This is a genomic window from Agromyces molybdatiresistens, assembly GCF_052748445.2.
The window spans coordinates 2,360,751-2,374,810 of record NZ_CM188258.1 but is presented as its reverse complement, the minus strand read 5'-3'; the positions used below and the strand labels follow the sequence as shown (position 1 = coordinate 2,374,810).

13 protein-coding genes are annotated in these 14,060 nt (G+C 72.9%); 11 read left to right on the top strand and 2 right to left on the bottom strand.

Annotation, left to right across the window (positions count from 1 at the left end):
• Positions 1-5: 5 nt before the first annotated feature.
• From ACULK2_RS10980 to ACULK2_RS10935, 10 genes are all read left to right on the top strand, one after another.
• Entirely contained in the window at positions 6-974 is a 969-nt protein-coding gene (locus ACULK2_RS10980; RefSeq protein WP_445967280.1) for an AAA family ATPase, read from the top strand.
• Positions 971-2,332 (top strand): DUF58 domain-containing protein, encoded by a 1,362-nt coding sequence (locus ACULK2_RS10975; RefSeq protein WP_445967279.1) that lies wholly within the window; start codon positions 971-973, stop codon positions 2,330-2,332. The genes ACULK2_RS10980 and ACULK2_RS10975 overlap by 4 nt, the downstream gene beginning before the upstream one ends.
• A complete protein-coding gene (locus ACULK2_RS10970) occupies positions 2,329-4,623 on the top strand; it encodes a transglutaminase TgpA family protein (RefSeq protein ID WP_445967278.1) in 2,295 nt (764 codons plus the stop codon). Before ACULK2_RS10975 ends, ACULK2_RS10970 begins: the two co-directional genes overlap by 4 nt.
• 85 nt (positions 4,624-4,708) lie before the next feature.
• Positions 4,709-5,311 (top strand): FHA domain-containing protein, encoded by a 603-nt coding sequence (locus tag ACULK2_RS10965; protein ID WP_445967277.1) that lies wholly within the window; start codon positions 4,709-4,711, stop codon positions 5,309-5,311.
• A gap of 121 nt (positions 5,312-5,432) precedes the next feature.
• Entirely contained in the window at positions 5,433-6,926 is a 1,494-nt protein-coding gene (gene leuC / locus ACULK2_RS10960; protein ID WP_445967276.1) for a 3-isopropylmalate dehydratase large subunit, read from the top strand.
• Between the two features lie 2 nt (positions 6,927-6,928).
• Positions 6,929-7,546, top strand: a complete 618-nt coding sequence (gene leuD / locus ACULK2_RS10955; protein WP_445967275.1) for a 3-isopropylmalate dehydratase small subunit — start codon at positions 6,929-6,931, stop codon at positions 7,544-7,546.
• A complete protein-coding gene (gene murA, locus ACULK2_RS10950; RefSeq protein WP_445967274.1) occupies positions 7,547-8,917 on the top strand; it encodes a UDP-N-acetylglucosamine 1-carboxyvinyltransferase in 1,371 nt (456 codons plus the stop codon).
• A 7-nt stretch (positions 8,918-8,924) separates the two neighbouring features.
• A complete protein-coding gene (locus tag ACULK2_RS10945) occupies positions 8,925-9,701 on the top strand; it encodes a lysophospholipid acyltransferase family protein (protein WP_445967273.1) in 777 nt (258 codons plus the stop codon).
• Positions 9,694-10,830, top strand: a complete 1,137-nt coding sequence (locus ACULK2_RS10940; protein WP_445967272.1) for an NAD(P)H-dependent glycerol-3-phosphate dehydrogenase — start codon at positions 9,694-9,696, stop codon at positions 10,828-10,830. Before ACULK2_RS10945 ends, ACULK2_RS10940 begins: the two co-directional genes overlap by 8 nt.
• On the top strand, positions 10,730-11,830 hold the full coding sequence (locus tag ACULK2_RS10935) for a D-alanine--D-alanine ligase family protein (protein ID WP_445967271.1): 1,101 nt from the start codon (positions 10,730-10,732) through the stop codon (positions 11,828-11,830). The genes ACULK2_RS10940 and ACULK2_RS10935 overlap by 101 nt, the downstream gene beginning before the upstream one ends.
• A gap of 66 nt (positions 11,831-11,896) precedes the next feature.
• On the opposite strand, the gene ACULK2_RS10930 is transcribed toward ACULK2_RS10935, so the two are convergent.
• Positions 11,897-12,427, bottom strand: coding sequence for a DUF3515 family protein (locus ACULK2_RS10930; RefSeq protein WP_445967270.1), 531 nt, complete (start codon positions 12,425-12,427; stop codon positions 11,897-11,899).
• A 25-nt stretch (positions 12,428-12,452) separates the two neighbouring features.
• On the opposite strand from ACULK2_RS10930, the gene thiL reads away from it, so the two are divergent.
• Positions 12,453-13,451, top strand: coding sequence for a thiamine-phosphate kinase (thiL, locus tag ACULK2_RS10925; RefSeq protein WP_445967269.1), 999 nt, complete (start codon positions 12,453-12,455; stop codon positions 13,449-13,451).
• Here the strand turns inward: thiL and rsmD are convergent.
• Positions 13,421-14,023, bottom strand: coding sequence for a 16S rRNA (guanine(966)-N(2))-methyltransferase RsmD (rsmD, locus tag ACULK2_RS10920; RefSeq protein WP_445967268.1), 603 nt, complete (start codon positions 14,021-14,023; stop codon positions 13,421-13,423). The two genes, thiL and rsmD, sit on opposite strands and share 31 nt — an antisense overlap.
• Positions 14,024-14,060 lie beyond the last annotated feature (37 nt).

Here is a 14,060-nt window from a genome sequence, read left to right as displayed (position 1 = left end):
CACGCATGACCGTGACCCAAGACCAGGCGAGCTGGTTCCAGGACGCCTTCTCCAAGCTCGTCGACAACGTCGACCGGGCGATCCTCGGCAAGCGCGAGATCATCGAGCTCGTCGTGACCGCGATGCTGTCCGAGGGGCACGTGCTCCTCGAGGACTTCCCGGGCACCGGCAAGACCGTTCTGGCCAAGGCGCTCGCGAACACGCTCGACGGCACGCACTCGCGCATCCAGTTCACGCCCGACCTGCTGCCCTCCGACGTCACGGGCGTCACGATCTACGACCAGGGCAAGGGGCAGTTCGAGTTCCATCGCGGCCCGATCTTCGCCTCGATCGTGCTCGCGGACGAGATCAACCGAGCGAGCCCGAAGACCCAGTCCGCGCTCCTCGAGGTCATGGAGGAGGGCAGGGTCACGGTCGACGGCGTCGGATACGAGGTCGGCAGCCCGTTCATGGTCATCGCGACCCAGAACCCCGTCGAGCAGGCCGGCACCTACTCCCTGCCCGAGGCGCAGCTCGACCGCTTCCTCATCAAGACCTCGCTCGGCTACCCCGACCACGACACGGCCGTGACGCTGCTGCTCGACTCGGCGAACCGTGCGCGCGCCTCGAAGGTGTCGCCGATCATCGCGTCGAGCTCCGTCACGACCATGGCGCGGCTGGCGGCGGAGGTGCACGTGGATGCCGCGGTGCTCTCCTACCTGAACCAGATCGTTTCGGCGACGCGCGACCACCGCGACTCCGCGCTCGGCGTCAGCATGCGCGGCGCGCTCGCCCTCGCCCGGGCGGCCAAGACGTGGGCGATCTCGCGCGGCCGCACGTACGTCACGCCAGACGACGTGCGCGAGCTCGCGGTGGCGGTGCTCGCGCACCGCATCATCGTCGACCCCGAGTCGGAGTTCGCGGGCGCCACGGCCGAGGACATCGTCCGGAAGGTGCTCGTCGAGATCGCGCCCCCGGCGTTCCGCGCGGCATGACGGCCGGCATCGACGCGCCCGCGTCGACGCCGCTCGAGCCCGCGGCGCCGGCCACCGGCGCACCGAGGCGATCGCCGCGAGCGGGCGCGCCATCGCAGTCGCGCATCGCGCTGCGGTCAGCGGGGCGTTCGCTCGCGGCATCCGCTCGTTCGCTCGGCGCAGGCCTGCGCCGCGCCGGCCGGGCGGTGGCGGCGTTCACCGCGCCGGTCACGGGCGTCATCTCCCCGGTCGGATGGCTCGTGCTCGTCGCGAGCGTCGTCGCGCTCGCGCTCGCGTGGCCGTTCGGCTGGATCGAGCTCGCGTTCGTCGGCGCGACCCTGCTCGCCGCGATGGTCGTCGCCGTCCCGTTCGTGTTCGGCCGGATGGCGTACCGCGTCGAGATCGAGCTGCAGCCGCGCCGCGTGGTCGCGGGCGAGCGCGCGCTCGGCCGGCTCGTCGTGCAGAACAGCGGCGACGCGGCATCCGTGCCGTCGCAGCTCGAACTGCCGGTCGGCAACGGCCTCGCCGAGTTCGTCATCCCCGCGATCCCCGCCGGCGGCGAGCACGAGGAGCTGTTCGCGGTGCCGACGCAGCGGCGCGCCGTGATCGTCGCCGGGCCCGCCGCGTCGGTGCGCGGCGACCAGCTCGGGCTGCTCCGGCGCGAGGTGCGGTGGACCGACCCCGTCGAGCTCTTCGTGCATCCCGTGACGGCGCGGCTCGCGCCGTCGGCCGCAGGGCTCGTGCGCGACCTCGAGGGCGAGATCACGAAGACGATCACCGACAACGACATCTCCTTCCACGCACTCCGCGCGTACGAGCCCGGCGACGCGCTGCGGAACGTGCACTGGCGCACGTCGGCGCGCACCGGCCAGCTCATGGTGCGCCAGTACGAGGAGACCCGGCGCTCGCAGCTGCTGCTCGTGCAGGCGACCGGCGCCGACCACTACGCCTCCGAGGCCGAGTTCGAGCTCGCGGTGTCGGTGCTCGCCTCGCTCGGGGTCCAGGTCATCCGCGACGCCACCCGGATCGCCGTGGCGGCCGACCGGCTGCACCTCGGCACGGCGACGCCCACGGCGCTCCTCGACGACACGTGCCGGATCGAGCCGGTCGAGGATGCCGCGGGCCCCGTGCGCGACATCGTCCGCGAGGCCGGCCGCCGGATCGCCGCGCCGAGCGTGCTCATCGTCGTCGGCGGATCGCGCGCTCCACTCGCCGAGTTCCGCGCCGCGGAGACGGTGTTCGGTTCGGACACGCAGGTGATCGTCTTCCGCGCGGAGGAGGGCGCCGCATCGCGCATCACGCGCCTGGGGGAGTCGACGATCGTCACCGTCGGTGCGCTCGACGAGCTGTCCCGTCTCGTGAGGAGGGTGCGCCCGTGAACCGCATCCCGCGCAGCGCGCTGGTTGACCTCGGCGTGCTCTCGGCGCTGTCGCTGCTCGCGATCGCCGGCTACGAGACCAGCTTCGGCGGGCTCGACTTCCTCGCCGCCGCCCTCGCGGGCATGGCCGTCGGCACCCTCGCAGCGGTGCTCGGCACGCTGCTGCGGCTGAACGTCCTCGTCACGGTGCTCCTCGGCGTGGTCCTCTACTTCCTCGTCGGCACGCCGTTCGTCATGCCGGGCGACGCGTTCCTCGTCGTGCTGCCCACGTTCACCTCGCTCGCCGGGCTCGCCGTCGGCGCCGTGCACGGGTGGGCGGACGTCCTCACCATCGGGGCGCCCGTCGAGGCGCCCGACTACGTCGCCGCGGTGCCGTACGCAGCCGCCGCGGTCGTCTCGCTGGTCGGCGGCCTGCTCGTGCTGCGCTGGCTGCCCGGGCGGCGCACGCCGCTCCGCGCGGCGTTCGTGCTGATCGGGCCGGTCCTGCTCTTCCTCTCGGGCATCCTGCTCGGCACCGACCAGGCGTTCCTCGCGGCGGTGCGCGGCGTGGCGTTCGCGGCGATCGCGCTCACGTGGATCGCGTGGCGTCGCGGCGCGAGCGTCGAGTCCCGCGGCGACGGAGCCGCGCGCCTTCGGCGACGCAAGCTCACCGGATCGGCGATCGTGGTGGCCGGGGCCGTGACCGTCGGCGCCGTCGCCGGCATCGCGGTCGCCCCCGTCGCGCCCGATCGGTTCGTGCTCCGCGACCGGATCGTGCCGCCGTTCGACCCGCTCGAGTTCCCCAGCCCCCTCGCCGGGTACCGCGAGTACACGAAGGAGCTCGCCGAGTCGCCGCTGTTCGTCGTCGACGGGCTCGAGCCGGGCGACACGCTCCGGCTCGCCGCCATGGACTCGTACACCGGCCGGCTCTGGAACGTCGCCGGTCCCGAGGAGGCCGCCGCCGACGGCGGCTACTCCATCGTCGGCTCGACCCTGCCCGCGCCCGGACTCGCCGAGCTCGGGAGCTCCCGATCGATCGAGGTGGAGGTCGAGGCGTACTCCGACGTATGGCTGCCGACCATCGGCTACGGATCGCAGCTCGAGCTGCTCGACCGCGGGTCGGTCGAGCGGGCCGGCGACGTGCGCTACAACGCCGCCGCGGGGACCGCGGTGCTCACGAGCGGAGCGGGGGAGGGCACGCGGTACCGCCTCGAGTCGCGCGTGCAGCTCCAGCCCGAGGACTCCGAGCTCGTCGAGGTCCCGGTGGCCCGACTCGCCCTGCCCGCGGTCGAGAACCTGCCCGACGTCGTCGCCGCGAAGGCCGAGGAGTACGCGGGCGAGGCGGTGAGTCCGATCGAGCAGTTGCGGGCCGTCGAGCGCGCGCTGAAGACGAACGGCTTCCTCAGCCACGGGCTGGCGAGCGACGCCGTCGCGTCGCGAGCCGGCCACGGCGCGGACCGCCTCATCGAGCTCTTCACGCGCAGCCGGATGGTCGGCGACGAGGAGCAGTACGCCGCCGCGATGGCGCTCATGGCCCGGCACCTCGGCTACCCCTCGCGGGTCGTCATGGGCTACGCGCCCGAGATCGCCGAGGGCGGCGGCACGATCGAAGTGCTCGGCGAGGACGTGACGGCGTGGGTGGAGGTGCCGTTCGAGGGCATCGGCTGGATCGCGTTCCATCCGACGCCCGACAACGTCGACGTGCCGCAGGAGCAGACGCCGAAGCCGAAGTCCGAACCGCAGCCGCAGGTGCGCCAGCCCCCGCGCGCCGAGCAGGCCGAGGACGAACTGCTCACGACCACGGAGATCGACGACACCGACGACGAGGACCGCGACCGTCCGTTCCAACTGCCCACCTGGGCGTGGGTCGTGATCGCCACGATCGGCATCCCCGCGGCGCTGCTGCTGCTGCCGATGCTCGTCGTCGCGATCGCGAAGCACCGTCGTCGGAGCCTCCGCCGCAGACGCGGCACGGGCGACCGGCAGGTGGCAGGCGCGTGGGAGGAACTCGTCGACCGGTACGCCGAACTCGGCTTCGAGCCACCCGAACGCGCATCCCGCCTGCAGACGGCGCGAGCGCTCGAACGCCAGCTCGACGAGCAGGGTCTCGGCGAGGTCCGCATCGCGGGCCGAGCGCCGCTGTCGATGATCGCCGCCACCGTCGACCGGGACGTGTTCGGGGGCGACGAGGTCGCGACGGCCTCCGTCGAGCGACGGTGGACCGAGGCGGATGCCGCGGCCGCGGCGGTCGCGACGGCGGCCGGGCGGATGCGTCGGCTCGTCGCGCGCTACCGGCTCCGCCGTCGCCGGTGACGAGCTCGGCGACGACGTGGACGGCACCGCGCGACGCCGTCGACGACGCCGCGTGCCGGCGCCGGCCGGGGTTAAGGTGGTGGGCGTGAGCGAGCCGGAGTTCATCGTGCCCCCGCCGGGGCTCGTGCCCGGTGCGCCCGAGAGCGACCGTCCGGATTCGGCGGAGGGCACCGAGCGAGCCGAGCGCGCGCTCCCGGGATTCCGCCCGCCGCCCGGCATCCGCCCGCCGTCGGCCCTGCCGATCGCTCCGCCCGCATCGGCCCTGCCCGTCGCGACGCCCGCGGCTGCTTCGCCGGCGTCGGTTCCGACCGCGCCCGCACCCGGTCGCGCTCCCGCCGCGTCCGGTCCGTGGCGCCTCCGGAGCGCCGACGGCGTCGAGTTCCCGGTCCTCGACCGGGTCGTCGCCGGACGCGACCCGAAACCGCCCGCGTGGCTGCAGGGCGCGACGGTGGTGACGATCGCCGACCACACGCGTTCGATGTCGAAGACCCATGCGCTGTTCGAGTCGCGGGAGGGCCGGCTCGTCGTCACCGACCTCGACTCCACGAACGGGGTGCGGGTCTGGCCCGAGGGCGCGGACCCCACCGATCTGGAGGCCGGAGTGCCGGTCGAGGTGCCCCTCGACGCGGTGATCCTGCTCGGCGACGTCGCCTTCCTCGTGGACCGGGCGCCCGCCGACTCGGTGTAGCCTGTCGGCATGCGTGCTCGGCGACTTCTCCTTCGGTGCCGCGGCGGGGCCCAGTCCTGAGGCCTTCCCCGCCGCGGAGTCCGTCGACGGCCGACCACCCTCCCGAAGGAAGACGAACCGCATGAACGACACGATCCCGAACCCGTCGCGTCCGCGCACCCTGGCCGAGAAGGTCTGGGACGCGCACCTGGTCACGAAGGGCGAGGCCGGCACCCCCGACCTGATCTACATCGACCTGCACCTCGTGCACGAGGTCACGAGCCCGCAGGCCTTCGACGGCCTCCGGATGGCGGGTCGCCCCGTCCGCCGCCCCGACCTCACGATCGCGACGGAGGACCACAACACCCCGACGCTCGACATCGACAAGCCCATCGCCGACCCGACGAGCCGCACCCAGATCGAGACCCTCCGCCGCAACGCCGCGGAATTCGGCATCCGACTGCACTCGCTCGGCGACAAGGAGCAGGGCATCGTCCACGTGGTCGGCCCGCAGCTCGGCCTCACGCAGCCCGGCATCACCGTCGTCTGCGGCGACAGCCACACCTCGACGCACGGCGCCTTCGGCGCGATGGCGTTCGGCATCGGCACGAGCGAGGTCGAGCACGTCCTCGCCACGCAGACGCTGCCGCTGAAGCCGTTCAAGACCATGGGGATCACGGTCGAGGGCACGCTCCGCGCCGGCGTCACCGCGAAGGACATCATCCTCGCCGTGATCGCGAAGATCGGCACGGGCGGCGGCCAGGGCTACGTGCTCGAGTACCGCGGCAGCGCCATCCGGTCGCTGTCGATGGAGGGCCGGATGACGATCTGCAACATGTCGATCGAGGCGGGCGCGCGCGCCGGCATGGTCGCGCCCGACGAGACCACGTTCGCGTACCTGAAGGGGCGCGCGCACGCACCGCAGGGCGAGGACTGGGACGCCGCCGTCGAGTACTGGCGGACGCTGCCGACCGACGAGGGCGCCGTCTTCGACGCCGAGGTGTTCATCGACGCCGACGAGCTCGAGCCGTTCGTCACGTGGGGCACGAACCCCGGCCAGGGCGTCTCGCTGAGCGAGACCGTGCCCGACCCCGCCGCCATCGAGGACCAGCACGAGCGAGCCGCCGCCGAGCGCGCGCTCGAGTACATGGACCTGGAGCCAGGCACGCCGCTCAAGCAGATCCCGGTCGACGCGGTCTTCATGGGCTCGTGCACGAACTCGCGCATCGAGGACCTGCGCGCGTTCGCCTCGATCGTCCGGGGGCGGAAGAAGGCCGACGGCGTCCGCGTCATGGTCGTGCCCGGATCGGCGCGCGTGCGGCTCGAGGCCGAGGCCGAGGGCCTCGACAAGGTGTTCGAGGAGTTCGGCGCCGAGTGGCGCTTCGCGGGCTGCTCGATGTGCCTCGGCATGAACCCCGACCAGCTCGCCCCGGGCGAGCGCTGCGCGTCCACGTCGAACCGCAACTTCGAGGGGCGGCAGGGCAAGGGCGGACGCACCCACTTGGTCTCGCCGCTCGTCGCGGCCGCCACGGCCGTGCGCGGCACGCTCTCGAGTCCGTGGGATCTCGAACGGGGGGGCGACCCGGGTCCCGGGACGTCCGTCCCGGCCTACTCGACCAGCGGAGAGGGGAACTGACCGTGGAGAAGTTCAGCACCGTCACCGGCGTCGCCGCCCCGCTCCGCCGCTCGAACGTCGACACCGACCAGATCATCCCCGCGGTGTTCCTGAAGCGCGTCACCAAGACCGGCTTCGAGGACGCGCTCTTCTCGGCGTGGCGGCAGGACCCGGAGTTCGTGCTCAACCGGCCGGCCTTCGCCGGGGCGCAGATCCTCATCGCCGGGCCCGACTTCGGCACCGGCTCGAGCCGAGAGCACGCCGTGTGGGCGCTGCGCGACTACGGGTTCAAGGTCGTCGTGTCGAGCCGCTTCGGCGACATCTTCCGGGGCAACTCGGGCAAGCAGGGCCTGCTCGCGGCCCAGGTCGCGTACGAGGACGTCGAGCGCCTGTGGGAGGCCATCGAGGCGCAGCCGGGAATAGCCGCGACCGTCGATCTGGTTGAGCGTACGGTGAGCATCGGGAGCCTCACAGTCGCCTTCGATATCGATGACTACACTCGGTGGAGGCTGCTCGAGGGGCTCGACGACATCGGGCTCACCCTCCGGGACGAGCAGGCCATCTCCGACTTCGAGGCGACTCGGGCGGGGTGGCGGCCGACGACGCTCCCCATCAGGGAGCCGGCAGAGACAGGGAACTGAGTGAACACACTCGTGGATGACGCGAAGCAGCACGGCACGGCGGTCGGCCTCCCGGTCGACCGCATCACGATCAACGGGGGCAAGCCGCTTCGCGGCCGGATCGAGCTGAAGGGCGCGAAGAACCTCGTCACCAAGGCGATGGTCGCTGCCATCCTCGGCGACACCCCCAGCGTCCTGAAGGACGTGCCGAACATCAGCGACGTGCGCATCGTGCGCGGACTCCTCGAGGTGCACGGCGTGACCGTGACCGAGGGCGCGAACGAGGGCGACCTCGTGCTCGACCCTTCGGCGGTCGAGACGGCCCACATGGCCGAGGTCGACGCGCACGCCGGTTCGAGTCGCATCCCGATCCTGTTCTGCGGGCCGCTGCTGCACCGCCTCGGCGAGGCGTTCATCCCGGACCTCGGCGGCTGCCGCATCGGCGACCGCCCGATCGACTACCACCTCGAGGTGCTCCGCAACTTCGGCGCGATCGTCGAGAAGCTCCCGAGCGGCATCCGGATGTCGGCGCCGAACGGACTGCACGGCGCGAAGGTCTCGCTGCCGTACCCGAGCGTGGGCGCGACCGAGCAGGTGCTGCTCACCGCGGTGCTCGCCGACGGGATCACCGAGCTGTCGGGCGCGGCGATCGAGCCCGAGATCATGGACCTCATCAACATCCTGCAGAAGATGGGCGCCATCATCTCGGTCGACACCGACCGCGTGATCCGCATCGAGGGCGTCGAGAAGCTGCAGGGCTACACGCACCGCGCGCTGTTCGACCGCAACGAGGCCGCGAGCTGGGCCGCCGCGGCGCTGGCGACCGAGGGCGACATCTTCGTCGGCGGAGCGCGTCAGGCCGAGATGCTCATGTTCCTCAACGTGTTCCGCAAGGTCGGGGGCGACTTCGAGATCGAGGACGACGGCATCCGATTCTTCCACCCGGGAGGCGAGCTGAAGCCGGTCATCATCGAGACCGACGTCCACCCCGGCTTCATGACCGACTGGCAGCAGCCGCTCGTCGTCGCGCTCACGAAGGCCAAGGGCGTGTCGATCGTGCACGAGACCGTGTACGAGCAGCGCTTCGGCTTCGTCGACGCCCTCGTCGAGATGGGCGCGTCGATCGAGGTGCACAAGGAGTGCCTCGGCGGCCGGCCGTGCCGGTTCGGGCAGCGCAACTTCAAGCACTCCGCGGTCATCTCCGGGCCGTCGCAGCTGCACGGCGCCGACATCGAGGTGCCCGACCTGCGCGGCGGCTTCAGCCACCTCATCGCGGCGCTGACCGCCGAGGGGCGCTCGACCGTCTCGAACGTCGGCATCATCGCGCGCGGCTACGAGAACTTCATCACCAAGCTGGAGCTGCTCGGAGCGGACTTCGCGCTCGAAGGATAATGGGTCAGTGCCCCATCGTGACCCCGCCGTCGTCCCCGCAGTGAAGCCCGGCGCCGAGAAGCGGCGACCCTCGTTCTTCTGGCTGCTCGCCGTCCTGGTCCTCCCGTTGTGGAGCCTCGGCGTGAAGTACCGCTTCCACCACCCGGAGCGGATGCCGCAGGCCGGCGCCTTCGTGCTGTCGCCCAACCACTACAGCGAGATCGATCCACTGGTCATGGGAGTCGCCTCGTGGCACCTCGGCCGGCTGCCCAGGTTCATGGCCAAGGCGTCGCTGTTCAAGAATCCCGTGCTCGGATGGATCCTGCGCACGTCGGGCCAGATCCCCGTCGAGCGCGCAGGCAGCAGCAGCCACGCGGCGATCCGCGCCGCGGAGGAACTCGTCGAGAAGGGCCGGATGGTCATCGTCTACCCCGAGGGCTCGCTCACGCGCGACCCCGGGATGTGGCCGATGCGCGGCAAGACGGGAGCGGTCCGCATCGCGCTCGAACGCGGCATCCCGGTGATCCCCGCTGCCCACTGGGGCACGCAGCAGATCATGCCGCGGTACGCGAAGAAGGTGAGCTTCTTCCCCCGCAAGACCGTCGACGTGATCATCGGCGAACCCCTCGACCTCTCGGCGTACGAGGGGAAGCCGCTCGACCAGGCGACCCTGCTCGCCGCCACGAACGACCTGATGAACGCGATCGCCGCGCTCGTCGGCGAGCTGCGCGGCGAGCAGCCGCCGGCCGAGCGGTGGGATCCGACCACGCACGGCCAGAAGGAGACGGGGCGCCTCGATGGCTAGGGGGGCGGCGCGCCGCGCACCCGGGAAGCGCGTGGCCGTGCTCGGCGCAGGCAGCTGGGGCACCACGTTCGCCAAGATCCTCGCCGACGGCGGGGCCGACGTCATGCTGTGGGCGCGGCGCCCCGAGCTCGCACGCGAGATCCAGGAGGCCAAGCGCAACAGCGACTACCTCCCCGGCATCAACCTGCCGATCGGGCTCAGGGCGACGAGCCGGCTCGACCTCGCGCTCGCGGGCGCCGAGCAGGTGTACGTCAGCGTGCCGAGCCAGACCCTCCGGCAGAACCTCATCGCCGCCGAACCGCACCTGCACGCCGAGGCGACGATCGTGTCGCTCATGAAGGGCGTCGAGAAGTCGACCGGCCACCGCATGAGCGAGGTCATCGCCGAGGTGCTGCCGATCGCCGAGTCGAAGATCGCCGTGATCTCGGGCCCGAACCTCGCCCTCGAGATCGCCAGGGAGCAGCCCACGGCCGCCGTGGTGTCCTCGTCGAGCCTCGAGACCGCGCAGTCCGTGGCCTCGGTCTCACGCAACCGCTACTTCCACTCGTTCGTGAACACCGACGTGATCGGCACCGAGTTCGGCGGCGTCCTCAAGAACCTCATCGCGGTCGCGATCGGCATCGTCGACGGTGCCGGCTACGGCGAGAACACGAAGGCGTCGATCATCACGCGCGGCCTCGTCGAGATGACGGACTTCGCCGTGGCCTACGGCGCGCACCCCGACACGCTCTCCGGGCTCGCCGGACTCGGCGACCTCATCGCGACCTGCCAGTCGCCGCTGTCGCGCAACAACACCGCGGGGCGCCTGCTCGGCCAGGGCTACAAGCTGCCCGAGGTCGTCAACCAGATGCAGCAGACCACCGAGGGGCTCGCGTCCGTCGGTCCGATCCTCGAACTGGCGCGCGCCAAGGGCGTCGAGATGCCCATCGTCGAGCAGGTCCGGCAGGTGCTCGCCGGAACGCTCGCGCCGAGGGACATCGCGCCGCACCTCACGACCGACGACGAGCCCCAGGGCGAAAGGACGATGGATGGACAAGCTCAGGGTGGTTCTGCTCTTCGGAGGGCGCTCCAGCGAGCATTCGATCAGCTGCGCAACGGCGGCGGGGGTGCTCCGGGCGATCGACCGTGACCGCTACGAGCTGATCCCCGTCGGGATCACGCGCGAGGGCGCGTTCGTGCTCGAGGCCGACGATCCGGACCGGTTCGCGCTCGACCCCGAGCACCTGCCAGAGGTGCACGACAACGGCACGCGCGTGCGCTGGCCGGAGTCGGCGACCTCCCGTGAGCTCCACGTGGTCACTGCGAGCGGCGAGGAGGCCTCGCTCGGCGACGTCGACCTGGTGTTCCCGATCCTGCACGGCCCGTTCGGCGAGGACGGAACGATCCAGGGCCTCCTCGAGCTCGGCGGCCTCCCGTACGTCGGGTCGGGCGTGCTCGCGAGCGCGCTCGGCATGCACAAGCACTTCACCAAGACCGCGCTCGCGGCCGCCGGCATCCCGGTGGCGCCGTGGCGCACCGTGACCGCGCGGCAGTGGGCGGACGACCCGGCCGCCGTGCGCGCCGGCGCGGCATCGCTCGGCCTGCCCCAGTTCGTGAAGCCGGCGCGCGCCGGCTCGAGCGTCGGCGTGAGCCGGGTGTCGGACGCCGGCGAGCTCGACGCCGCCCTCGAGGTCGCATTCGCCGAGGACGACACCGTGCTCATCGAGTCCGCGGTGATCGGGCGCGAGGTCGAGATCGGCGTGCTCGGCGGTGCACCCGGCGAGCGGCCGCGCGCGTCGGTCGCGGGTGAGATCGTGCTCACCGGCGACGGCTTCTACGACTTCGCGGCGAAGTACCTCGACGCGCCCGGCGTCGACCTGGTCTGCCCGGCCGACCTCGGCGACGGCCGGCTGGAGGAGATGCGCGACCTCGCGATCCGGGCGTTCCAGGCGATCGGCGCCGAGGGACTCGCACGCGTGGACTTCTTCCTGACCCACGAGGGATTCGTGGTCAACGAGCTCAACACGATGCCGGGCTTCACGCCGATCTCGATGTTCCCCCGGTGCTGGCAGGAGACGGGCGTCACCTATCCCGAGCTGATCGACGAGCTCATCCGCGTCGGGCTCGCGCGGGGCGTGCGCGTCGGCTGAGCGGCCGGCACCGCGCCATCCGCCGACGCGGGGAGCGGCGCGCGGTCGGGTGGCCGGCCGTGCGGCTCACCCCGCGGTCGCCGGCGCCTCGGTGGCGGGAGCGAGGTCCTCGAGGTCGGTGCAACCGCCCTCGGCCGGGATCGCCGCGACCGCCCCTGACAGGTCGGCGATGGCCGTCGAACCGGCGACCGCGTCGTTGTCGACGACGACCTCGACCGCGGGGGTGCGACCGTATGTGGTGAACCGATAGGTCGGGGCGTCGGACTCGTCGATGATCCAGTCGACCTCGTCGACGCTCACGCAGCGGAGCGTGGTCGGCCCGGGAGGCTCGACCCCGCAGCGGAGCAGCACCGACGCGGGCGAGCCCCACGCGCCCGTGCCCTGGGCGCTCGTCTCGCGCGCGTCGAGGCCGGCGACCTGGTCGGGCAGGCGCACCACGACCGAGGCGCAGTCGGCGTCCGCGGCATCAGGTGCCGGGTCGAACGGGACGGCCTGGCTGCAGGCGGCGAGCAGGGGCGCGGCCGAGGCGGCGACGAGGGCCGCGGCGGCGAGGCGCGAACGGCGGCGCCGGGGGCGGCCTGACGGGGGAGTCGACATCGTCGATCAGGCTACCGTGGGAGCCATGGAGCAGCCTGCACGCGAGCCGTCGCCGACGATCGGGGAACTCGGCGAGACCGCGACGCTCTCCCGCATCCTGCCGCGCCTGGAGCCGGGCGACGCGGCGCTCCTCGGCGCGGGCGACGACGCCGCCGTCGTGGCGGCCCGCGACGGCCGGTTCGTCGTCACCACCGACCTCATGGTGCACGGGCCGGACTTCCGCCTCGCGTGGTCGCGCCCGCACGACCTCGGCTGGAAGGCCGCGGCGACCAACCTCACGGACGTCGCCGCGATGGGCGCGCGCCCGACCGCGCTCGTCGTGTCGATCGCCGCGCCGCCGACCACGCCTGTGTCCCTCCTCGAGGGCATCGCCGACGGCCTGCGCGACGCGCTCGCCGCGCTCGCCCCCGGCGCCGGCGTCGTCGGCGGCGATCTCTCGGCGTCATCGGTGCTGACGATCGCCGTGACGGCGTTCGGCGACCTCGAGGGGCGCGCGCCGGTGCTCCGGTCGGGCGCCCGCCCGGGCGACGTTCTCGCGCACGCCGGCGCGCGAGGCGACGCCGCGCGGGGCCTTCGACTGCTCTTCGCCGAGGCGAGGGACGCCGAGGGCGAACCGGACGCCGCCCTCGCCGACGCGGTCAGGGCGCGGCATCCGCACCTCGTGGGCGCGCAACTCGCGCCGTCGCCGCCGGTCGGGGCGGGCGTCGTCGCCGCGCGGGCCGGGGCGAGCGCGATGCTCGACGTCAGCGACGGGCTCGCGCGCGACGCGCGGCGGCTCGCGGAGGCGAGCGGCGTCGGGCTCGACTTCCACCGGACCGTGCTCGGCGAGGACCCGATGACCGCGCTCGCCGGCGCCGAGGACCACGGCCTGCTCGCCACGTTCCCCGCCGGCGTGGTGCCGCCCGAGCCGTTCGACGTGATCGGGGCGGTGACCGGTGACGCCGGGCGGCTCACGCTGGACGGTGCGCCCGTCGACACGAGCGGCTGGGACCCCTACTCGGGCTGGGACGGCGGCGCGGGCTGATCCTCGTCCTCCGCCGCCGACGCCCACCACAGCGTCGTCTCGCCGTAGTCGCGGCGCCGCTCGGGGTCGATGCCGCGCGGCCACGTCGGTTCGGGGGATCGGCTGCTCCGCTCGACGACCACCGTCGCAGCGTCCGCGAGGAGCGGGGCGAGCAGCGCGAGGTCGCGCGCGAGCTCGGCCTCGCCGAGGTCGTAGGGCGGGTCGATGAAGGCGAGGTCGACGCCGCCGGCCGCGGACTCGAGGTAGGACGACACGCCCTGCGCCGCGACCCGGATACGCGGTGCGGATCCCCGCCCGGCCTTCGCGAGGGCCGCTGCGTTGCGCCGGCAGACCTCGGCGGCGGGTCGCGCCTTCTCGACGAGCACGACCTCGGCCGCGCCGCGGCTCGCGGCCTCGAGCCCGAGCGCTCCCGAGCCGGCGTACAGGTCGAGCACCGAGGCGCCAGCGATCGCATCGCGCGCCTCGAGCGCCGAGAAGATCGCCTCGCGCACGCGATCGCTCGTCGGGCGCGTGCCCGAGCGGGGCACGGCGAGGGTGAGCGAGCCGGCGAAGCCGGCGATGATGCGCGTCATGTCTCGGGAGCATAACGGCCCCTCCTCCGGCGCTGCC